This window comes from Pseudomonas sp. R2-37-08W (genome assembly GCF_003851705.1).
Lineage (GTDB): Bacteria > Pseudomonadota > Gammaproteobacteria > Pseudomonadales > Pseudomonadaceae > Aquipseudomonas.
The window spans coordinates 1,972,512-1,992,556 of sequence record NZ_CP027728.1 but is presented as its reverse complement, the minus strand read 5'-3'; the positions used below and the strand labels follow the sequence as shown (position 1 = coordinate 1,992,556).

Below are 20,045 nucleotides of genomic sequence, written 5' to 3'. Positions count from 1 at the left end.
CTCACTCTCTGCAAAGGAATGCCTCTAACCATGCACTTTCCACTGAAAAAACTCGCGGCCGCCACCCTGTTCGCTGCCAGCCTTGCAGCCGTCACCCCAGCTGCGCTCGCCAACATCACGCCTGAACAGAACACCGCAATTCTGAAGAGTTTCAGCGATACATCGGTCAGCGATTTTCGCAGTTTCCTCGGCACGCTGGCCAAAGGCGACCTGGGCAAGACCGGTGACATCGCCCCGGCCATCAGCGCCTTTCTCCATAACAAAACCCTGAGTGCCGACCAGCAGAACGAGATCAACCGCCTGCTGGGCATTTACACCCGCGTGAAGTATGGCAAAGCCGCGCTCGAGACCCTGCGCGAGCTGGTGGAAATCCCGACGTTCAACGTAGAGGGGCTACCGCAGTATAAAAACCCGGAATTTCTCAAGATAGCCGACAAAATCCAGGCCCTGGCCAAGTCTTTCAACCTGAACTTCCGTAACGTCGATAACCGCGTGTATGAAATTTCCCTGGAAGGCAGCAGTAAAGAAGTGGTCGGCGTGCATGCCCACGCCGATGTGGTACCGGTGACGCCGGAAAACTGGGTGCTGCAGGATGGCACCAAGCTCGACCCGTTCAAGGTCACGCTGATCGGCGACCGCATGTACGGCCGTGGCACCGAGGATGACAAGAACGCGATCGTCGTGGCGATGTACGCCATGAAAGTGATCAAGGAAGAAAAGCTGCCGCTGGCGCGTACGTTCAAGCTGCTTGTGGACACCACTGAAGAAACCTCCGGTGACGCCATTCCTTACTACTTTGAACGCAACCCCGTGCCGCAATACAACCTGGCGCTGGATGGCGGTTACCCGGTGGTGATCGCCGAAAAAGGCTCGGGCACCGTCATGGCCACCTTCCCGGTGCGCAAGGGTGAAGGCACGGGCGCGGAGATCATCGCAATGACCGGCGGCAAGGCCACCAACCAGATTCCATCGGTATCGGTCGCCACATTGGTCAGCGATAACCCTGCTGAATTAGCGGCCAGCCTGCAGCAGGCCGGGGATGATTATGCCAAGCGCAATGGCGGCAATTTCCAGGTGACCGCCAAGGTCGACAGCAAGAACGTCAAACTCACCGTCACCGGCGTGTCAGCCCACTCTTCCGAGCCCGAATCCGGGGTCAACCCGGTGGCACGTATGCTGGAGTTGATCCACAGCCTCGATGGCAAGATTGCCCTCCAGCACAACCACATCACCGATGCTGCGAAGTATGCGGCGGACAACTGGGGCCTGGATTACCTGGGCGGCAAATTGGGCGTGGGCTTTGCCGATGACTTCATGGGGCCGCTGACCACCTCGCCGACCTTTGTCGGCCTGGATGACAAAGCCTTTAAGCTGGCGGTGAACCTGCGCGCGCCGAAAGGCAAAACCCCGGAGGCACTCAAGGCACAGCTCGAGCAGAAACTGAACGCCTGGAACGCACACGCCAAGGTCAACGTGAACTTCACCTATTCGCTGGATAAACCGATGTACCGCAACCCCGAGGGGGAGTGGGTAAAAGCGTTGCTGGCAGTGGCCACTGAAAACCTGGGCATGCAACATAAGTTCGGCACATCCGCCGGCGCCACCTCCGTGCACGACCTGCCCAACGGCGTGCAATTCGGCCTGGCCCGCCCGGAACAGAAATACACCGGGCACACCGACGGTGAGTTCAAGACCGTCGAGCAGTTCCTGCTGGACCTGCAGATCGTTACGGAAATGATGGGGCGTGTCGGCCAGTTGCCTAAGCTGTGAATATCCAATGTGGGAAGGGTTTGCCCCTTCCCACATTGGACTCTGCTTCGTCCTGCAGATGGGTTTTTCAGGCCTGTAACATCAGCATGTCTTCAAAGAATCCACCGACCGGCTCAGTGGGATGGCACAGCTGAATCTCCAGCACCCAAGCCATCTCACTCGGTGCGATTTCCAGGTCGGCCAGTTGCTTGCTTTCGAACAACGCATGGGGAAAATCCGCAAGGCGATGCCCCGCCAGGTTCCGCGCCAGCCTCCAGCCTTTGGCCACGGCGCACTGTTCGGCGAAGTCATAGAGTTCGCGCCCGGTCAGGCCGCGCAGCCACGCTTGGCGGGTTTCATCGAACACTTCATGCAGCGCGGTGGTACAGGCCAGGTACAACGGCGAGTCACCGAATACAAAGGTGTCGCCATAATCACCTTCGTAGCCGTCCCACACCGGGCCAAGGTCGACCACGGCGATATCCGTGGCGCGCAGCCTGCGCTGACGATCGATGCCTTCGCGAGGTGGCCGCACCGTGTCGGCGCCAAAACGGATGTAGGTGGGATGCCAGGTGTGCGACGCGCCCATGGCCTGCAATTGTGCGGCGGCCATCTCAAGGGCTTCGCCGGTGGTCATGCCGACCCTCAACTGGCTGACGATGGCCGCGAGGGCGCGTATGGATTTGTCTCGCGCCGCCAGCATGCCATCCAGGGAATAACGCGGGCCGACTTTCTCCCAGACCGGGTCGAACGATGGGGAAACCGTTACAGCATTCGCCCGACCGCTGGCGACAAAAGCCTCCGCGACAAACCGATGGCTCGGCAACCCCGCCGCAAGGCACTGGGTCCGTACCTGGCTGAGCATGGTGCCGTTCCCACACGCATAGACCTGGGCCGTTTCCCAGTGATGCCCATGGCTTAACGCAACCTCCTGCACCCTGCCCTCGGATGAGCGCACGGCATGCCAGCGAAAACGTGGATGATCGAGCGTCGATTGGTCCAGGAAGGCGCTGTCATAAAAGTCGGTAGACTGCGCGCCGCCCCAATACAACGTCACCTCGATATCCTGTTTGAGCGCGCTCAACAGGATCGGCTTGATACCCGCATAACCGGTGCCCGTGGCGAACAGGACGACGGCGGTGGCGGCATCGTCCTGCCAGGTACAGGCGCCAAACGGTCCTTCCAGCTGCAAGCGCTCACCCACCGCCAGGCGACCCAGAATACCGTCGGAAAAGTACCCGGCGCTGACCCGGCGGATCTGGAAGACCAGACGCCCATCGTCCTCTGCAGGCAGGTTGGCAATCGAGAAACAGCGCGTGTCACCGTCCGCCAGGCGGAACTTGAGGTATTGGCCAGCCCGCGCCACCACCGGTGTATCCGGCTTGAGTACCAGTTCGATGACGTCGGGTCCGAGTGCACGCTTGTCGAGTACCTGAGCATCAATGACCAACGCGGGGTATCCAGGGACCAGCCAGGAATTTCCAGGCGCATGTCGGAGCACGCATGGCTCTGGCACAACAACATTTCATTGGCGGCCAGTGGGTAACACGGCACCGGCGCATCCGGTGCCAGGCGCTTGGCCCGATACTCGCCTTCAGCGACTATCACCTTGCACGAGCCGCACGCGCCACGGCGGCAGGAGAACGGCACCGACAGGCCGCTGGCGAGCATGGCGTCAAGCAACAGCTCGTCGCCGGCCTCAAAGGTTTTCCCCGAGGGGGACAGTTCGATGACATGGCGCATGTGCTCAGGACCTCAGAATGTGAAGCTGCATTGTTGCGCTAGACTGGGCCCATAAGAACCTCCAGTTTTGGATACTTCAGATGGTCCAGATGCGTAGATGGCGCCCTTTACTCAAGCTCGATGAGAACGCACCACAAGCGTCCTACCGCAAGATTGCCGAGGGCCTGGTGACCGCGATTCTCGAAGGGCGCCTGCCGCCCGGCACCTTGCTGCCAGGTACGCGGGAAATGGCGCAATTGCTCGACGTTAACCGCAAGACGGTCATCCTGGCCTATGAAGAAGCCGCGACCAAGGGCTGGCTCATCAGCGAGCCGCGTCGCGGCACGTTCGTCAATGCCCAGTTGAAGCCCAAGCAACTGCCCGGTGGCGCGCCGCAAGCCTTTGCACCGCCCCTGCTGGCGCAGCCGGAGGTACCCTATTTCGCCCATAACGCTCAGGTCACCGCGCTACGCCACCGGCATGACGCGCTGTTTTTCGACAATGGCACCAGCGACCACCGCCTGCTGCCGCAAGCCGTGCTGCATCGCTACTACCGCAACGCCCTGCGCAACAGCTTTGCCTCCAACACCGTACGCTACGGCAGCGAAGGCACCGGCTATCACCTGCGCTGCGCTCTCGCCGAGATGCTGCGCGGCGAACGCGGGCTGGCCGTCAACGCCGACAATATCTGCCTGACCCAGGGCACGCAGATGTCGCTGTGCCTGAGCGCCAGCCTGCTGCTCACACCGGGGGACGTGGTACTGGTGGAGCGTCTGAGTTACCCGCCGGCGTGGGAAATTTTTCGACAGTTGGGCGCGCAACTGGTCACGGTGGACATAGACGAAGAAGGCTGTCGCACGGACCAGATCGACCGTCTATGCCAGCAGCACAAAGTGCGCATGATCTATGTCACGCCGCATCACCAGTTCCCGACCACCGTCAGCCTGCACGCCGCGCGCCGACAACAACTGTTGACGCTCGCAGCGCTGCACGACTTCTGCATTATCGAAGAAGATTACGACCACGAATTCCACTTTAACGGGCGCCCTTACCTGCCGCTTGCCAGTGACCGTTCTCAGCGCCATGTGATCTATATCGGTTCGTTGTCCAAGGCGCTGGGCTCGACGTTTCGATGCAGCTATGTGGTGGCCTCCAACCACGTGATAGAGGCCCTGCACCGCAACGCGGCGCTGATGTTGGGAGATGCCGACGCCGTCGCCCAGAAGATGCTGGCCGACCTGATCAACGACGGTGAATTGAAAAAGCATCTGCGCCGCGTGTCGAAAGAATATCGAGTGCGTCGAGAGACGTTGCAGACCTGTCTGCATGAGTCGCTGGGCGCTCGTATCCAGGTGCGCGAGCCCGAAGGCGGCCTGGCACTGTGGGTGCGTTTCGAGGATGAAATAGACGTAGATCGAATGGTAAAGACTGCCTTGGACCACGGACTGGTGGTGCGCAGCGGTCGGCAGTTCTCGCCGCTGGGCCAGCCGGAAAATGCGTTGCGGTTGGGTTTTGCGTCGCTCAATCAGGAGGAAATCCGTCAAGCCACCTTGCGCTTGGCCCAAGCGGCCAACAGCCTTCAGCGCCAATGACTTCAAGAGGTGGGCGCTGTTTTTCGCAGACAAAAAAAGCCACTCGTTTGAGTGGCTTTTTCTTTGAATTGGAGCGGGAAACGAGACTCGAACTCGCGACCCCGACCTTGGCAAGGTCGTGCTCTACCAACTGAGCTATTCCCGCAAATGGCGTCCCCTAGGGGACTCGAACCCCTGTTACCGCCGTGAAAGGGCGGTGTCCTAGGCCACTAGACGAAGGGGACACGCTACTGAAACACATGGTGTGTATTTCAGTGCCCAGAGGCCTCGTCCGAAGACGTGGTCCTGGTTTCACTCAATGCCGCCCGAGGGCCACACTGCTTGTAAATTGGAGCGGGAAACGAGACTCGAACTCGCGACCCCGACCTTGGCAAGGTCGTGCTCTACCAACTGAGCTATTCCCGCATATGGCGTCCCCTAGGGGACTCGAACCCCTGTTACCGCCGTGAAAGGGCGGTGTCCTAGGCCACTAGACGAAGGGGACACACGTACAACATTCACTCCCTACCGCGTTTCGCTGTGTGCTTTACGCTGTAAGTGGCGCGCATTCTATGGATGGATTGAAAGGTCGTCAACCCCCAAGGATAAATTTATTTAAATCAATGACTTCGCCCCGTTGAGCGGCCTGCGCTGGCATTCTGCTGCGCCTAAGCCCTGGCGCCTATATTCTGACGCGCCACAAGGCGCTATAGTTGCCACAGGCAAATGATGGCAATGTGCATCCATGCAGGATCACTTTACCTATATAGAAGAAACTACCTGGGCAACTGGTCGAACAGTCCTATCCGCCGGTTAGCGCAGTCACTACACTCCACAGCAAACCCTATAAAGAGGTCACACCGGTGACACCACTCATGATCACCCTGCTGGTAATAGCCGGGATCGTAATACTGATCGCCATTGGCTACATGAACCATGTGGTGGAAAACAATAAGCTGGAAAAGAAGCGTACCGAGATCGAGCTCAATGATCGGCTGCGTCGCTGTGGTGAAATCACCGAGACCTTTCCCGGCCAGTTGATGACGCCGGCGCTCAAGCTGTTGCTGACCCGCCTGGAACTCAACGTCAACCAACGCCTGCTGAACCTCAACAAGTCCAGCGCCGCGCTCAAGGCACGGATCGCCGAGCTGAATGCAATGATCGCCCAGGGCGAATCGATTCCGGTGGCCAACCCGCCCGCGCCGATCCAGACCGAAGCCAAGGCCAAGGATGTGCGCTTCCTGCTCGAAGCACTGCATGGCCAGGTCACCCGTGCAGCCCAGGACGGCTTTCTGCCGACCAACGAGGCCAAGCACTGGATCAAGGAAATCCGCCATATCCTGGTGCTGCTGCACATCGAGTTCTTCAACAACCTGGGCCAGCATGCCCTGCAGCAAGGTCAGCCGGGCCAGGCGCGCCTGGCGTTCGAACGTGGCGTGCAGTACCTGCGCAAACAACCCGAGCCCGTGCTGTACAGCGCACAGTTGCAATTGCTGGAGTCGCAGTTGGCCCGCGCCAACTCCACGGTGTTGACCAACAGCGCGCCGGCCGAGAACGAAGTCAACGAACTGACCGAAGGCCTGAAAGTCGTCGACGCCGATGCCGAGTGGAAAAAGAAAGCCATTTACGATTGAGTTCCGTTGGCCCCGTCACGGGCCGGCCTTCCGAGTGCGGGGGCGAGCTTGCTCGCTCCTGCCTGCGCCGCACATGACGGTGCCATCAGTTTGCATCTATCCCCCCGCCCCGACTAGCGTAAAAAAGTGCCCCTCACTCCGTGAAGTTAGAGGCCTGCTATGCCTGTCGCCGTGATTGATGGACAACCGCTGCACTATATCGACCAGGGCACCGGCCCGGTCGTCTTGTTGGGTTCGAGCTACCTGTGGGACCGCGACATGTGGGCACCGCAGATCGAAGCGCTGTCGCAGCAATACCGTGTGATCGTCCCTGAACTGTGGGGCCATGGCGAGTCGGGCACGCTGCCTGCGCAAACCCTGTCCCTTGATGACCTGGCACGTCACAACCTGGCTTTGCTCGACCAGCTGGACATCTCACAGGTCAACCTGGTGGGCCTGTCGGTCGGCGGCATGTGGGGCGCCCGCCTCGCCTTGCTGGCACCGGAACGCATCAACAGCCTGGTGCTGATGGACACCTACCTGGGCGCCGAGCCGGACGCCACGCGCCAGTATTACTTCTCGCTGTTCAAGATGATCGAAGACGCCGGCGCCATCCCGCCGACGCTGCTGGATGTGATCGCGCCGATTTTCTTCAGGCCGGAAATCGACCGCGAATCAGCCCTGTATCAGGACTTTCGTCAGTCGCTGCAGGATTTCCCCCGGGAACGCCTGCTGGACAGCGTGGTGCCCCTGGGCCGCTTGATCTTCAGCCGCGCAGACATTCTCGATCAGCTCGCGCGCCTGGATCGCGATACCACCCTGGTCATGTGCGGCGAGCAGGACAAGCCGCGGCCACCTGCGGAATCCCAGGAAATGGCCGAGCTGATCGGCTGCGCCCTGACGTTGATTCCCGACGCCGGGCATATCTCCAGCCGGGAGAACCCGGACTACGTCAATGAAGCGCTGCTGACGTTCCTCGCCAACAACGCCTGATCGCCTTCTCCACTGGTCGCGGCGCCCCGGCCGCGATCAGAGGCGAAAGTGCCCCACCATGCCCTTGAGTTCCGCGCCCAGCTGCGCCAGCTGGATGCTTGAGGCGGCATTGCCTTGCATGCTCAACGCCGATTGATCGGCACTTGCCCGGATGCTGGTGACGCTGCGGTTGATCTCTTCGGCCACCGAGCTTTGCTCTTCAGCCGCTGCGGCAATCTGCTGGTTCATCTGCTGGATCAATGACACCGCCGCTGCAATGCTGCCCAGGGCGCTTTCGGTTTCGAACGCATCGCTGACCGCCAGCTTCACCAGTTCGCCGCTTTGTTGAATCTGCTGCACCGACGACTGCGCCGCGCTGCGCAAGGTGCTGACCAGGCGTTCGATTTCTTCGGTCGATTGCTGAGTGCGCTTGGCCAGCGCCCGCACCTCATCGGCGACCACCGCAAAGCCGCGCCCTTGCTCCCCTGCGCGGGCCGCTTCGATCGCGGCGTTCAGGGCGAGCAAGTTGGTTTGCTCGGCGACGCTCTTGATCACGCCCAGGACCGTGCCGATGTTCTGGATCTCCGCGCTGAGGCTTTCGATACTGGCGCTGGCACTGTTGCTGGACGTGGACAGCAATTCGATGCGCTGCAAGCTCTGGCGCACCACCCGTTGGCCGCTGTCGACCTTGTCATCCGCCGTCTGTGCGGCTTGCGCGGCCTCTTCGGCGTTGCGCGCCACGTCGTGCACCGTGGCGGTCATCTGGTTCATCGCCGTGGCCACCTGTTCGGTTTCTTCCTTCTGGCTGCTGACTTCGACGTTGGTTTGCTCGGTAACGCTGGACAGCGTCTGCGCCGAGCTGGCCAGTTGCTCGATACCGGCCTGCAACCCGCTGACCATATGGCTCAGGCCGTTGCCCATCTGCTGCATTGCCTGCATCAGTTGGCCGATTTCGTCGCGGCGGCTGACCTCCATGCGCCCACTCAGGTCACCAGAGGCAATCTGCTGTGCCACTGCGATCACACTGCGCAGCGGCGCCACGATCAAGCGGGTAATCACCCAGGCCGCGATCAGCCCCACCAGCAGCGCCAGGGCGGATGAACCGATGATCAGCAGCGTGCTTTTGCCCAACTGCGCCTGCATCGACTGGTCTTCGGCGTCATAGGCCAGGTTGACTCGGCTGACCACCTGATCGGCGCGATCATGCAGTTGTTTGTAAACCAGTTTTTCCTGGGCCAACAGCCCGGTGTACTCGCCGAGCTTTTCGCTGAACGCCGCGATATGCCCGGACACTTCATTGAGCACGGTCTGGTAGCCGGGGTCCTTGACCGAGGTTTTCAGTTGTTCGGCCTGGGCCAGCGCCTGGTCGGCCTGTTCGATCTTGCCCTGCTCGGACTCCTCCGCATCGGCCTTGCGGCTCTGATCCAGGCGTAGCCGCGCTTCGTTCATCGCCTGCAGCATCAACCGCGACACCTGGCTCACCTGCCCTGCCTGCTCGATAAACTCGGCACCCGCCTTACCCTGGCTTTCCTTCAGGCCATAGGCGCCATCGTCCGCCAGGCCGGCCTGCAACACATCGAGGTTATTGGCCACGCTGGACACCGACCAACTGGCCATTTCCAGGGCTAGGTCCTTGGCCTGGGTCAGTTCGACGAACTCGTCGAACGCCTTGCGGTAGGCTGCCAGGGCTTGCTCGACATCGGCCATGACCGGCACATTGGCAGCGGACTGGGCCTTGAGACTGGCCGCCAGCGCGGCCAGCGCGTCGACACTTTCATGCAGGGCGTCAACAGCCTTGGGGTCGGCGTGCAAGGCGTAATCCTGTTCGATCAGGCGCACCTTGAGCAGGCCACTGTTGAGCGAGGACATGTGCTTAAGGCCTTCGAAGCGCTGGCCAACGGTTTGCAGCGACCATACGCCAATGGCCGCTATCACTGCCGTCAGCAGCAGCACCAGGGTAAAACCCAAGCCCAGTTTTTTCGCCATACCGAGGTTGGCGAAACGTCGTTGCGCGCCCGAAATCATTGCACTTGAGTCCTCTTGCAATGGCAGATGCCATAAACCCGCTTACCAGCAGCGAGAGTCGCAATCACGGGGCACTGAACACAAGTCGTGGGCGCCACAATAATGGCAAAAAGCTACACACCCGTCGTTTTCAGAATGGTCGAGGTCGATCTGGCGGGCCCCAGGGCACGAAACAGCGCCAGTGCTCGCGGATCAGCTGCGTAGGCCACGTTGATGCGCAGCCACTCGCAGCACTCACCCGCCGGGTTGAACAGCATGCCCGGCGCCAGCAGCACACCGAGCTTGCGGGCACACGCCTGCACGCGCGAAGGGTTTTGCGCGCCAGGCCGCGCCCACAGGAACATGCCGCCGGCGGGTACTGCAAACACTTGCCATTCTTCATCCTCCAGCACCTGCAAGGTGGCGGCCATTTGCGTATTCAGGCGCTTGCGCAGGCGCTGCACCCACTTGCGGTAGGCGCCGTTGACCAGCAAAGTGGCCACTAGCGCTTCGGCAAAGCGTGAGGTGCCGATGCCCGTCAGGGTCTTGAGTTGCGCCAGTTGCGCGATGATCGCCGCACTGGCGCTCAGGTAGCCCACGCGCAAGGCGCTGCTCAGCGTCTTGGAAAAACTGGAGACGTAGATGACACGGTCATCATGGGGCAACGCCGACAACCGCGTGCAACTGGCATGCTGCAGATCGCCGTAGACGTCTTCCTCGATGATCAGAAAATCCCGACTGCATGCCAGCGCCAGCAAACGCTCGGCTACCGCGCGGCACAGGCTGGTGCCGGTAGGGTTGTGATAGAGGCTGTTGATGAACAGGCATTTGGGCCGATGGCATTGCAGGTGCGCCTCCAGCACCTCGATATCCGGGCCGCTGCGCGTGCGGGGCACTTCCAGCAACGTTACCCCGTGAAACGCCAGTTGCCGGTAGAGGTTGCCATACCCGGGGGTCTCGACCACCACCGTATCGCCGGCCCTGAGCAGCGTGCGGATGAGCAGGTCCAGGGCATGGCTGGCGCCGTGGGTGGTGAGAATGCAGTCGAGACTGCTGGGCACCTGAATCTGGGTCAGGCGCTTGAGCAGTTGTTCACGCAGGGCCGGCAGGCCCAGAGGCGTGCTGTAATTGAACAGGCCTGCGGTGTCGGTGCGGCTGACTTCGCGGATCGCGTAGCTGATGTCATCGCTCTCGCGCCAGGCGTCCGGCAGCCAGCCACAGCTGAGTTTGAGCTCGCCTAAAGGGCTGTCGGTAAACCTGCCCCAGCCCTGTTCGGCGCCTTCGTACCACTGGTTCTCCTGAACGCTCGCCGGTTGCGCCACGACGAACCCCGAGCCTTTTTTCGAGGCCAGCATGCCTTGGGCCACCATCCGTTCGAAAGCCTCGATCACGCTGGACTGGCTGAGCAGGTTGTCGAGGGCCAATTGCCGCACAGACGGTAAGCGTGTGCCGGGGCTCACCCCATGCTCGCGAATCCATCCCGCGACTGCGCTGATGATTTGCTGCACCACCGGTACCGGGGCTTGTCGATCAATCCCTAAATCCATGAGCCACTCACTTCAACTGTTTGTATTCAACCCAAACAGTTAAGCACAGAAGCCCAATAAAACCCGTTCTCAATTTTTATTAAAGCATTGATTTTATTGAGTTTTTTACCTGGTGATACACATTCGATCGCGGCTTTGTGCCAGCTATGGAAACACCCCACAACACCCCCAGTCCTTTTCGAACAGGTTGCAGTGTGAAGTCTTAAATCGCCGTGGCACCGCCGTCCACCGCCAGGGCCTGACCGGTGGTGAAGGCCGCACCATCACTGCACAGGTACAACACCGCGCTGGCAATTTCCTCGACCTTGCCAATGCGCCCGACCGGGTGCATCGCTGCGGCAAATTCGGCCTTGCGCGGGTCAGCTTCATAGGCGCGGCGGAACATGTCGGTATCGATCACCGCCGGGCAGACCGCATTGACGCGGATTTTCTTTTTCGCGTACTCGATGGCTGCCGACTTCGTCAGGCCGATCACCGCATGCTTGGACGCCGCATAAATACTCATTTTCGGCGCCGCGCCCAGCCCCGCCACCGACGCCGTGTTGACGATGGCGCCACCGCCCTGGGCCAGCAACAGCGGCAGTTGATACTTCATGCACAACCACACACCCTTGACGTTGACCCCCATGATGGCATCGAACTCATCCAGGCTGCCGTCAGCCAGTTTGCCCTTCTCGATCTCGATCCCGGCATTGTTGAAGGCATAGTCCAGGCGGCCGTAGGCGGCGACGGTCTGCGCCATCAATTGCTGCACATCCGCCTCCAGGGTGACGTTGCAGCGCACAAACAAAGCTTCGCCACCCGCTTGCTGAATCAACGCAACCGTGCCCTCGCCGCCCGCCACATCGAGGTCGGCCACCACCACTTTCAAGCCTTCGGCGGCAAACGCCAACGCGGTCGCGCGGCCAATACCGGCGGCGGCGCCGGTCACCAGGGCAACCTGGCCGGAAAACGTCATGCTCATGGGGAATGTCCTTTGGGGGTTGATAGCCGTCGAGCGAGTCTAGCCAATCAGGGTAGCGACGCGTCAGCACTATCAGAAGGCCGGTTGGCGCTGCATGCGTCCGGGTGATAAGGCCACCGGGCTGACTATCAACCTCGTTTATCGGCAAGCATTCGCGTGGCTCGAACAATCTTGCTCACAGGCGGTTCCTTGTCTATCACTCATACTCCCCTTCTAAAGAGTTGCCGCCATGACTGCCCAGACCAACCGCCAGTTCCTGCTTGCCAAACGCCCGGTCGGCGCCGCCACGCGGGACACTTTCACCTTCCAGGAAGTCCCGGTAGGCACGCCGCAGGACGGGCAAGTGCTAGTGCACAACGAGTACCTGTCCCTCGACCCCGCCATGCGTGGCTGGATGAATGAGGGCAAGTCCTACATTCCACCTGTCGGCCTCGGCGAAGTGATGCGTGCATTGGGCGTAGGCAAGGTGATCGCCTCCAAGCACCCGAACTTTGCGGTGGGCGACTACGTCAACGGCGCCTTGGGCGTGCAGGATTACTTCCTGGGCGAGCCGCGCGGTTTCTATAAGGTCGACCCGAAAATCGCGCCCCTGCCGCGCTACCTGTCTGCGCTGGGCATGACCGGCATGACCGCTTACTTCGCGCTGCTGGACACAGGTGCCCCCAAGCCCGGCGAGACCGTCGTGATCTCCGGCGCGGCCGGTGCGGTCGGCAGCATTGCCGGGCAGATCGCCAAACTCAAGGGCTGCCGCGTGGTGGGCATCGCCGGGGGCGCCGACAAGTGCAGGTTCCTGGTGGACGAACTGGGCTTCGATGCCGCCATCGACTACAAACACGAAGACGTACCCGCCGCCCTCAAGCGTGAGTGTCCCAAAGGCGTGGATGTGTACTTCGATAACGTTGGCGGCGACATTCTCGACGCGGTGCTCAGCCGCCTGGCGCTGAAGGCGCGGGTGGTGATTTGTGGGGCCATCAGCCAGTACAACAACAAGGAAGCCGTGAAAGGCCCGGCCAACTATCTGTCATTGCTGGTCAACCGCGCACGGATGGAAGGCTTTGTGGTGATGGATCACGCAGCGAACTTTGCCGCTGCCGGGCAGGAAATGGCCGGTTGGATGGCGCAGGGCAAGCTCAAGAGCAAGGAAGATATCGTTGAAGGGCTGGAGACGTTTCCCGAGACGTTGATGAAGCTGTTCAACGGCGAGAACTTTGGCAAGCTGGTGCTGAAGGTCAGCTGATACAGGATAGACAAATGTGGGAGGGGCATGCCTTAAGGCTTTTTGTAGGAGCGAGCTTGCTCGCGAAGAACTCAGGGCCCCCGCGTTTATTCAGAATGAACGCGTTGCCTGGACGTTTTTCGCGAGCAAGCTCGCTCCCACAGTGGACCACTTTCACATCCAGTATCAGGCGATTTCGGCAACGACGGCTGCCAGCGCCTTGGCCGGATCGGCCGCCTGGCTGATCGGACGGCCAATCACCAGGTAGTCGGAACCGGCATCGAGCGCCTGGCGCGGCGTCAGAATACGGCGCTGGTCATCCTGGGCACTGCCCGCCGGGCGGATCCCCGGGGTCACCAGTTGCAGCGTCGGGTGAGCGCTCTTGAGCGCCTGGGCCTCGAGGGCCGAGCAGACCAGGCCGTCGAGGCCGGCTTTTTGCGCCAGGGCGGCCAGGCGCAATACCTGCTCCTGCGGCTCGATGTCCAGGCCGATGCCGGCCAGGTCCTCGCGCTCCATGCTGGTCAGCACAGTCACGCCGATCAGTAGCGGTTTCGGCCCGCTGCGCTGTTCCAGCACTTCCCGGCAGGCGCTCATCATGCGCAGGCCGCCGGAGCAATGCACGTTGACCATCCACACGCCCATCTCGGCCGCTGCCTTGACCGCCATGGCCGTGGTATTGGGGATATCGTGGAATTTAAGGTCAAGAAACACTTCAAAGCCCTTGTCACGCAGGGTGCCGACGATTTCCGCCGCGCAACTGGTGAACAGTTCCTTGCCGACCTTGACCCGGCAAAGCGTGGGGTCCAACTGGTCAGCCAGCTTCAGTGCGGCGTCACGGGTGGGGTAATCCAGGGCGACGATGATAGGAGTCTGGCAGACGGACATTGGAATGGGCTCTCAGGCAAGTCGAAATCGGCGCGGATTGTAGCGCAAGCGGCGCCGTTGCGGGATCCGATGATCGGTAAATACTGATTTCGACGTTGATAGGCACCGGTTTGCGGCAATTATTTCAAAGCCGATACATTCACGACATGCGCCCAACACGCCCCACCGTTAGCCTCGCCGCATGACCGACCGTCCAGCACTTCCAGCCATGGGGCTGGGCGCCTATGCTGACCGTAACAATCAGGCAGATGATCGCACTATGCAGACTCCTTCCGTCCCGGTAAACGACGAGCACCCAGGCGCGGTGATCGCCGACGACAAGCGCTGGAACACCCGTGCGCTGATCGTCGATGACGATGTGCCGATTCGTGAATTGCTGATCGATTACCTGGCGCGCTTCAATATTTTAGCCTCCGGCGTGACCGACGGCGCGGCGATGCGCCTGGCCATGCAAGGCGAAACCTTCGATGTGGTGGTGCTCGACCTGATGCTGCCGGGCGAAGACGGCCTCACCTTGTGCCGCTGGCTGCGGGCTGAATCGGACATTCCGATCCTGATGCTCACCGCCCGCTGTGAGCCCACCGACCGTATCATCGGCCTGGAACTGGGCGCCGACGACTATATGTCCAAGCCTTTCGAACCGCGCGAACTGGTGGCGCGTATCCAGACCATCCTGCGCCGGGTGCGCGATGACCGTACCGAGCAGCGCGCCAACATCCGCTTCGACAACTGGCGCCTCAACAGCGTGTTGCGCCAATTGGTGGCCGACAACGGCCTGGTGGTGCCGCTGTCCAACGCCGAGTTCCGCCTGCTGTGGGTGTTTATCGAACGGCCGCGCCGCGTGTTGAGCCGCGAACAATTGCTGGATGCCGCACGCGGTCGCTCCATCGAAGCCTTCGACCGCAGCATCGACCTGCTGGTGTCGCGCCTGCGCCAGAAACTCGGCGACGACCCCAAGGCCCCCCACTTGATCAAGACCGTGCGCGGCGAAGGCTATCTGTTCGACGCGCGGGATATCGGTTGATGCGCGCCACCTTCAATACGTTGTTCGGGCGGCTGTTCGGCGTATTGCTGGTGGCCATCGTGCTGGCGCATGCGCTGGCGTTCTTCTGGTTCCATCATTACGGCCCTCCGCCGCCACCGCCGCCGGAAACCTTCGTCGAGCAGCCGGATGGCTCGATGAAGCCGCTGGTCAAGCATCAGCGCCCCTGGTTCGGTGGCCCGGTGGTGCCACTGACGTTTCAGTTCATCTCGCTGATCATCGCCGCCTGGTACGGCGCCAAGCTGTTGAGCCGGCCGATCCAGCGCCTGAGCGCGGCGGCCGAGCGTTTGAGCCTCGACCTCGACAGCCCGCCGCTGGACGAATCCGGGCCGCGCGAGGCGCGCCAGGCCGCGTCAACCTTCAACCTGATGCAAAGGCGCATCCGCGAACAAGTCAGCCAGCGCGCACGCATGCTCGGGGCAGTCTCCCATGACCTGCGCACGCCGCTCTCCCGGCTGAAACTGCGCCTGGAACAGATCGAAGACACCAAGCTGCAAGGCCAGATGCGCCAGGACCTCAACGACATGATCGGCATGCTCGACGCCACCTTGAGCTACCTGCACGAACAGCGCACCAGCGAGACCCGCCACTGGCTCGACGTGCAGGCGCTGGTGGAATCGCTCAGCGAAAACGCCCAGGACCAAGGCAGCGATGTGCAGGTGTGCGGCACCTGCGCGCCCTTGCAGGTGCAACCGATGGCGTTGCGTTCGTGCCTCAACAACCTGATCGACAATGCCCTGCGCTATGCCGGCTCGGCGCGCGTGGAGCTGGCCGACAGCCGCGGCGCCCTGGTGATTCGGGTGATCGATCACGGCCCTGGCATCGCGGCCGATAAGCGCGAAGCGGTGTTCGAACCGTTCTTTCGCCTGGAGGGCTCGCGCAACCGTAATTCCGGCGGCGTCGGCCTGGGCATGACGATTGCCAAGGAAGCGGTCGAGCGCCTCGGCGGCCACCTGAGCCTGGACGATACGCCAGGCGGCGGTTTGACCGCCGTAGTGTGGCTGCCGAGGGCTTAAAGCGGTTTGTCTTCGCGCCGCGCCTGGGCCTGGGTGGCGCTCCAGTCGGTCAACAAGCTGTAGGCCACCGCGAGCAAGGTCGGGCCAATAAACAGGCCGATAAAGCCGAACGCGATCAAGCCGCCGAATACGCCCAGCAGCACGATCACCAACGGCAGGTTGCCGCCACGGCTGATCAGGTAAGGCTTGAGCACGTTGTCGACGCCGCTGATGATGAAGGTGCCCCACACGCCAAGGAACACCGCGTAGGTGTAGTCACCCTTCCACGCCAACCAGGCCGTGGCCGGAATCCACACCAGCGGCGGGCCCATGGGAATCAGGCTGAGCAGGAAAGTGACGCCCCCCAGCAGCAACGCGCCAGGCACGCCGGCAATCAGGAAGCCGATCAGCGCCAGCACGGCCTGGGCGGCAGCCGTGCCGATCACGCCATTGACCACCCGTTGCACCGTACCGGCCACCAGTTCGATGTAATAGCTGGCGCGGTCGCCGATCAGGCGCTCCAGCAGACGGTGCACAAACATCGCCAGGCGCGGCCCGTCGCGGTAGAAAAAAAACACGAAAACCAGGCTCAAGGTCAGTTCGAGAATGCCGCCGCCGATTTGCGCACTGCGCGCCAGCAACCAATTGCCGACCTGGCCCAGGTAAGGCTTGATGCTCAGCATCAGCGCCGCGCCCTGTTGGTCGATGCTGTCCCACGTCGCCACCAGCCGCTCGCCGATAAGCGGGATCGAGCCCAGCCAGGTGGGCGCATTGGGCAAGCCGTCGACCTGGATATCCTTGATCAACACGACGGCATCGCGCACATGGTCCGCCAGGTTGAACCCCAGCCACACCAGCGGCAGCGCGACCAGCAACATCCAGCCCAATGTCAGGATACCGGCCGCCAGTGATTCGCGGCCGCCCAGCCCACGGGTCAGCAGTACCATCAGCGGCCAACTGGCAAACGCCAGCACCGCGCCCCAGAACAGCGCCGACCAGAACGGCGCCATGACCCAGAAGCTGGCACCGAACAGCACCAGCAGCAGGATTTGCACCAGCAGGCGATCGTTATTGAGCATCGGGTATCTCGAAAAGAGTCATGTAGGAAGACAGCTTAGGCGAACGGCGCGGGTCCGTTCGCCCTGTGGCGCTTAGCGTATCAGATGCACATGCAGGCCTTCAGCCTTGCCTGTGCCGGTTTCCAGGCGCGCGGCGCGTACGCCACTGTCGATCAGGCCCTGGCGCCAGGCTTCGGCGCTGGGCCCGGTCAGGCTGACGCGCAGGTTGGTGTCGAGGTTCAGCCCACGGGAAATCAAGGTCAACCAGGTGGCGTCGGGCTCGGCGCCCAATGCAGGAAGGTCCAGCTCGCCGGTGCTTTTGAGCTCACGCAACAGGGTTGCCGACGTGGGCAGAAGAGTGCCCAGCGGCGTGCTGGCATCCAGTTGCTCGACATGCAGATAGGCGCGTCGATTGCCACGGGTGATGCCGTACAGCGCCACCAGCGAGTTGTCCTGGGGGGCCGCCAGGCGCAACAGCAGGTACTCCTGCTGACCATCGGCCCCGACCAGCTTGGCGTTGCCGAACACTTCGTTGGCCCACAGGCTGCTTTCGCCACAATCGCGGGCCTGGCACCAGAACAACAGCTGCGCGCCCTGAGCCTGCAAGGCTTCGCGGGTGGCGGTAAAGGCGGCGCTGGAGCTGTGCTCGGCGGGCAGCTCGTAGGTGATCGCAGTGGTTGGACCGCGTGCGGTGGCCTGGGCTTCGGAGCGCAATTGACCGCTGATCTTGCGGATCGCGCCCATGGGGTAGATGCGTTCCTTTTCTTCAGCAGGGCGATAGTCGACGATCTGCGCGTCCACCTGGCGGGCAATGGCCGGTAGGTCCTGGCTTCCCGCTACATCGGCGGCGAACACCAGCGGGCTGAAACAGCACAGCCCAAAGGCACGGATACAGCCTTTACCCAGGCTCATCGGATCAATGAGCCGTGGCCATGGAGGGTCGCAGCGGTTTCAAGATGGTTCATGGTTGACTCCCTTTCAATCCGCCCAGCCTCGGCAGTTGACCGCGCCAAGTCAAGGCGCGGAGAAGAACCGATTGAAACAGTCTGCAACAAGAACCGCACCGGGCTCGTCATTCAGGTGCAAATGATGGCCACCCGGCAGCGTCGTCACGGTAAAGGGCAGCTGTGAAAGCAATTCGGAATGTTTCGCCAACAGCCCGTCAGCCGCGACCACCAACTGCGTGGGGCAACTCACGCGTCGTACGAACGCCATGGCTTGTTCATCGGTCATGCGCATCGGTGATGCCAGGGTCAGGCGGCTGTCGCTGCGCCAGGTATAGCCACCCGGCACCGGCATCAAACCGCGCTGGGCCAGCAGTTCGGCGGCTTCGCGGCTGACCGCGACGAGGCCATGCATGCGCGCCTCGACCGCCCGATCCAGGCTCGCATAGACCGGCTTGCGCTTGCCCTGCAGGCTCAATTGCGCCTGCAATGCCATGCCCAGCCGCTCGGCCGCGTTCTCGCCGCGGGCGGTCGGCGGGATCACCCCGTCGATCAACCCCAGGTGCGTCACGCGCTCCGGTAAGGCTCCGGCCAGCACCAGGGAAACGATGGCGCCGAGGGAATGGCCAAGTAATGCAAAACGTTGCCAGCCCAGTTGCTCGGCCACTTGCAACACATCGTGGACGTAATCCCACACGGCGTAACCGGCCCCGGCCGGACGATGTGCCGAGTGCCCGTGCCCGGCCATATCCAGCGCGACGATGCGCAACCCCTGCAGCTTCGGCGCCAGGCGCGCAAAGCTGTTGGCGTTGTCCAGCCAACCATGCAGGGCGATGACCGGCAAGCCGTCTTCAGGCCCGAACAGATGCGCGGCCAGCTCGATATGCGGCAGGCTCAGGCGTACTTCTTCCACGGGCGCGCTCATGCGCAGCTGCGCTCACGGGCCTGCCAGCGGGCAAACAGATGCTTGATCAAGGTCGCGGTGTCCTGGGGTCGCTCAAGGGGAAACATATGGCCGCCGGGCATGGTGAGCATCTCACCCATGGGCAGGCGACCTACGCCGCTGACATGATGGCGCATTACCACACGGCTCTGCTGGCCGCGCACCACCGCCAGCGGCACTTTCAACTGGCGCACCTGGCCGGGGCTGGTGTGAGGCACGCCCCGATAGATGCTGATTTCCGTCGCGGGGTCGAAGCGCAGACGCAGACGGTCGCCCACTGGCAGCAGACCATGTTGCAGGTACGCCTCGAAGCACTCGGGGTCGAAACCGCGAAACAGGGTCTTGCCGGCGAAGTAAGCGCGCGCGGCGTCCAGGTCGGTGAATTCCTCACGCCGGCCCAGGGTGCGTCCGGCCGGGGTCAGGCGGTCGATGAAGCCAAAGCGTTTGGCGGCGCGAATCACCCAGCGATCCGCGCGGGTCAACACCGGCGAGTCCAGCATCACCACGCCACGGTACAGCTGCGGGCAGCGCATGGCGGCGTGCAAATGCAAGACCCCGCCCAGGGAATGGCCGACGCCCCACACCGGCTCCGGTTGCTGCTGCAGATGGTGGATCAGTTCATCGACCAGGTTCTGCCAGTTATCGTCCACCGGGAACCTGGGATCGTGGCCGTGCTGCGGCAGATGCCCCACCGTATATTCGGGAGCCAGGGCCGCGAACAACTTGCCGTAGGTGGCCGACGGGAAGCCATTGGCGTGGGCGAAAAACACATGCTGCGACATAGCGGCGCGCTCTTCAGGAACAGAGGTTGATTGTCACC

Annotated in this window: 15 protein-coding genes, 4 tRNA genes and 2 pseudogenes; 7 read left to right on the top strand and 14 right to left on the bottom strand. The window is 62.0% G+C overall.

Annotated elements, in window-relative coordinates:
• Window positions 1-30: 30 nt before the first annotated feature.
• Window positions 31-1,770: a dipeptidase gene (locus tag C4J93_RS09295; protein WP_124429158.1), complete on the top strand. Its 1,740-nt coding sequence runs from the start codon at window positions 31-33 to the stop codon at window positions 1,768-1,770.
• 67 nt (window positions 1,771-1,837) lie between these two features.
• On the opposite strand, the pseudogene C4J93_RS09290 reads toward C4J93_RS09295, so the two are convergent.
• Window positions 1,838-3,492, bottom strand: a pseudogene (locus C4J93_RS09290) (M24 family metallopeptidase).
• A gap of 80 nt (window positions 3,493-3,572) precedes the next feature.
• On the opposite strand from C4J93_RS09290, the gene C4J93_RS09285 reads away from it, so the two are divergent.
• Window positions 3,573-5,063 (top strand): PLP-dependent aminotransferase family protein, encoded by a 1,491-nt coding sequence (locus C4J93_RS09285; protein WP_124429157.1) that lies wholly within the window; start codon window positions 3,573-3,575, stop codon window positions 5,061-5,063.
• Window positions 5,064-5,132: 69 nt separating this feature from the next.
• Here C4J93_RS09285 and C4J93_RS09280 read toward each other — a convergent pair.
• From C4J93_RS09280 to C4J93_RS09265, 4 genes are all read right to left on the bottom strand, one after another.
• A tRNA-Gly gene (locus tag C4J93_RS09280) sits at window positions 5,133-5,208 on the bottom strand.
• A 3-nt stretch (window positions 5,209-5,211) separates the two neighbouring features.
• Window positions 5,212-5,287: transfer RNA gene (locus tag C4J93_RS09275), tRNA-Glu, on the bottom strand.
• A gap of 105 nt (window positions 5,288-5,392) precedes the next feature.
• A tRNA-Gly gene (locus C4J93_RS09270) sits at window positions 5,393-5,468 on the bottom strand.
• A gap of 3 nt (window positions 5,469-5,471) precedes the next feature.
• Window positions 5,472-5,547 (bottom strand) — tRNA-Glu (locus C4J93_RS09265).
• A gap of 358 nt (window positions 5,548-5,905) precedes the next feature.
• Between C4J93_RS09265 and C4J93_RS09260 the strand changes: the two genes are divergently transcribed.
• Window positions 5,906-6,676, top strand: coding sequence for a hypothetical protein (locus tag C4J93_RS09260; protein ID WP_164485240.1), 771 nt, complete (start codon window positions 5,906-5,908; stop codon window positions 6,674-6,676).
• 159 nt (window positions 6,677-6,835) lie between these two features.
• Window positions 6,836-7,648: an alpha/beta fold hydrolase gene (locus C4J93_RS09255; protein WP_124429156.1), complete on the top strand. Its 813-nt coding sequence runs from the start codon at window positions 6,836-6,838 to the stop codon at window positions 7,646-7,648.
• 36 nt (window positions 7,649-7,684) lie between these two features.
• On the opposite strand, the gene C4J93_RS27625 is transcribed toward C4J93_RS09255, so the two are convergent.
• The 4 genes and pseudogenes from C4J93_RS27625 to C4J93_RS09240 all read right to left on the bottom strand — a co-directional run bounded on the left by C4J93_RS27625 (window position 7,685) and on the right by C4J93_RS09240 (window position 12,142).
• A complete protein-coding gene (locus C4J93_RS27625; protein ID WP_372238175.1) occupies window positions 7,685-8,527 on the bottom strand; it encodes a methyl-accepting chemotaxis protein in 843 nt (280 codons plus the stop codon).
• Between the two features lie 18 nt (window positions 8,528-8,545).
• Window positions 8,546-8,770: pseudogene (locus tag C4J93_RS27620) on the bottom strand (HAMP domain-containing protein); the annotation flags it as partial.
• A 995-nt stretch (window positions 8,771-9,765) separates the two neighbouring features.
• Window positions 9,766-11,178, bottom strand: a complete 1,413-nt coding sequence (locus C4J93_RS09245; protein WP_124429154.1) for a PLP-dependent aminotransferase family protein — start codon at window positions 11,176-11,178, stop codon at window positions 9,766-9,768.
• A 202-nt stretch (window positions 11,179-11,380) separates the two neighbouring features.
• Window positions 11,381-12,142, bottom strand: a complete 762-nt coding sequence (locus tag C4J93_RS09240) for an SDR family oxidoreductase (protein ID WP_124362008.1) — start codon at window positions 12,140-12,142, stop codon at window positions 11,381-11,383.
• Between the two features lie 229 nt (window positions 12,143-12,371).
• Here C4J93_RS09240 and C4J93_RS09235 point away from each other — a divergent pair, with 229 nt between their 5' ends.
• Window positions 12,372-13,379 carry an NADP-dependent oxidoreductase gene (locus C4J93_RS09235; RefSeq protein ID WP_124429153.1) on the top strand — a complete coding sequence of 336 codons (1,008 nt, stop codon included), beginning with the start codon at window positions 12,372-12,374 and terminating at the stop codon, window positions 13,377-13,379.
• Window positions 13,380-13,544: 165 nt separating this feature from the next.
• Here C4J93_RS09235 and pyrF read toward each other — a convergent pair whose 3' ends face one another.
• The gene (gene pyrF, locus C4J93_RS09230; protein ID WP_124366448.1) at window positions 13,545-14,243 is read right to left on the bottom strand and encodes an orotidine-5'-phosphate decarboxylase; all 699 of its coding nucleotides are present in this window, start codon (window positions 14,241-14,243) and stop codon (window positions 13,545-13,547) included.
• A gap of 208 nt (window positions 14,244-14,451) precedes the next feature.
• Between pyrF and C4J93_RS09225 the strand changes: the two genes are divergently transcribed.
• Both C4J93_RS09225 and C4J93_RS09220 read left to right on the top strand, forming a co-directional pair.
• Window positions 14,452-15,267 carry a response regulator gene (locus C4J93_RS09225; RefSeq protein WP_372238174.1) on the top strand — a complete coding sequence of 272 codons (816 nt, stop codon included), beginning with the start codon at window positions 14,452-14,454 and terminating at the stop codon, window positions 15,265-15,267.
• On the top strand, window positions 15,267-16,301 hold the full coding sequence (locus C4J93_RS09220) for a HAMP domain-containing sensor histidine kinase (protein WP_124429151.1): 1,035 nt from the start codon (window positions 15,267-15,269) through the stop codon (window positions 16,299-16,301). The genes C4J93_RS09225 and C4J93_RS09220 overlap by 1 nt, the downstream gene beginning before the upstream one ends.
• On the opposite strand, the gene C4J93_RS09215 is transcribed toward C4J93_RS09220, so the two are convergent.
• From C4J93_RS09215 to C4J93_RS09200, 4 genes are all read right to left on the bottom strand, one after another.
• Window positions 16,298-17,359, bottom strand: coding sequence for an AI-2E family transporter (locus C4J93_RS09215; RefSeq protein WP_124362003.1), 1,062 nt, complete (start codon window positions 17,357-17,359; stop codon window positions 16,298-16,300). The genes C4J93_RS09220 and C4J93_RS09215 overlap by 4 nt on opposite strands.
• A 72-nt stretch (window positions 17,360-17,431) precedes the next feature.
• Window positions 17,432-18,250, bottom strand: coding sequence for a DUF4892 domain-containing protein (locus tag C4J93_RS09210; RefSeq protein WP_124429150.1), 819 nt, complete (start codon window positions 18,248-18,250; stop codon window positions 17,432-17,434).
• A 102-nt stretch (window positions 18,251-18,352) separates the two neighbouring features.
• Window positions 18,353-19,207 carry an alpha/beta hydrolase gene (locus tag C4J93_RS09205; RefSeq protein WP_124429149.1) on the bottom strand — a complete coding sequence of 285 codons (855 nt, stop codon included), beginning with the start codon at window positions 19,205-19,207 and terminating at the stop codon, window positions 18,353-18,355.
• Complete coding sequence (locus C4J93_RS09200) at window positions 19,204-20,007, bottom strand: alpha/beta fold hydrolase (RefSeq protein WP_124370184.1); 804 nt, start codon at window positions 20,005-20,007, stop codon at window positions 19,204-19,206. The genes C4J93_RS09205 and C4J93_RS09200 overlap by 4 nt, the downstream gene beginning before the upstream one ends.
• Window positions 20,008-20,045 lie beyond the last annotated feature (38 nt).

Excerpts from the sequence above, each read along its gene's own strand:
- C4J93_RS09295 (WP_124429158.1), top strand. The coding sequence starts at position 31 with ATGCACTTTCCACTGAAAAAACTCGCGGCCGCCACCCTGTTCGCTGCC.
- C4J93_RS09285 (WP_124429157.1), top strand. The coding sequence starts at position 3,573 with ATGGTCCAGATGCGTAGATGGCGCCCTTTACTCAAGCTCGATGAGAAC.
- C4J93_RS09255 (WP_124429156.1), top strand. The coding sequence starts at position 6,836 with ATGCCTGTCGCCGTGATTGATGGACAACCGCTGCACTATATCGACCAG.
- C4J93_RS27625 (WP_372238175.1), bottom strand. The coding sequence starts at position 8,527 with ATGGTCAGCGGGTTGCAGGCCGGTATCGAGCAACTGGCCAGCTCGGCG.
- C4J93_RS09245 (WP_124429154.1), bottom strand. The coding sequence starts at position 11,178 with ATGGATTTAGGGATTGATCGACAAGCCCCGGTACCGGTGGTGCAGCAA.
- C4J93_RS09240 (WP_124362008.1), bottom strand. The coding sequence starts at position 12,142 with ATGAGCATGACGTTTTCCGGCCAGGTTGCCCTGGTGACCGGCGCCGCC.
- C4J93_RS09235 (WP_124429153.1), top strand. The coding sequence starts at position 12,372 with ATGACTGCCCAGACCAACCGCCAGTTCCTGCTTGCCAAACGCCCGGTC.
- pyrF (WP_124366448.1), bottom strand. The coding sequence starts at position 14,243 with ATGTCCGTCTGCCAGACTCCTATCATCGTCGCCCTGGATTACCCCACC.
- C4J93_RS09225 (WP_372238174.1), top strand. The coding sequence starts at position 14,452 with ATGGGGCTGGGCGCCTATGCTGACCGTAACAATCAGGCAGATGATCGC.
- C4J93_RS09220 (WP_124429151.1), top strand. The coding sequence starts at position 15,267 with ATGCGCGCCACCTTCAATACGTTGTTCGGGCGGCTGTTCGGCGTATTG.
- C4J93_RS09215 (WP_124362003.1), bottom strand. The coding sequence starts at position 17,359 with ATGCTCAATAACGATCGCCTGCTGGTGCAAATCCTGCTGCTGGTGCTG.
- C4J93_RS09210 (WP_124429150.1), bottom strand. The coding sequence starts at position 18,250 with ATGAGCCTGGGTAAAGGCTGTATCCGTGCCTTTGGGCTGTGCTGTTTC.
- C4J93_RS09205 (WP_124429149.1), bottom strand. The coding sequence starts at position 19,207 with ATGAGCGCGCCCGTGGAAGAAGTACGCCTGAGCCTGCCGCATATCGAG.
- C4J93_RS09200 (WP_124370184.1), bottom strand. The coding sequence starts at position 20,007 with ATGTCGCAGCATGTGTTTTTCGCCCACGCCAATGGCTTCCCGTCGGCC.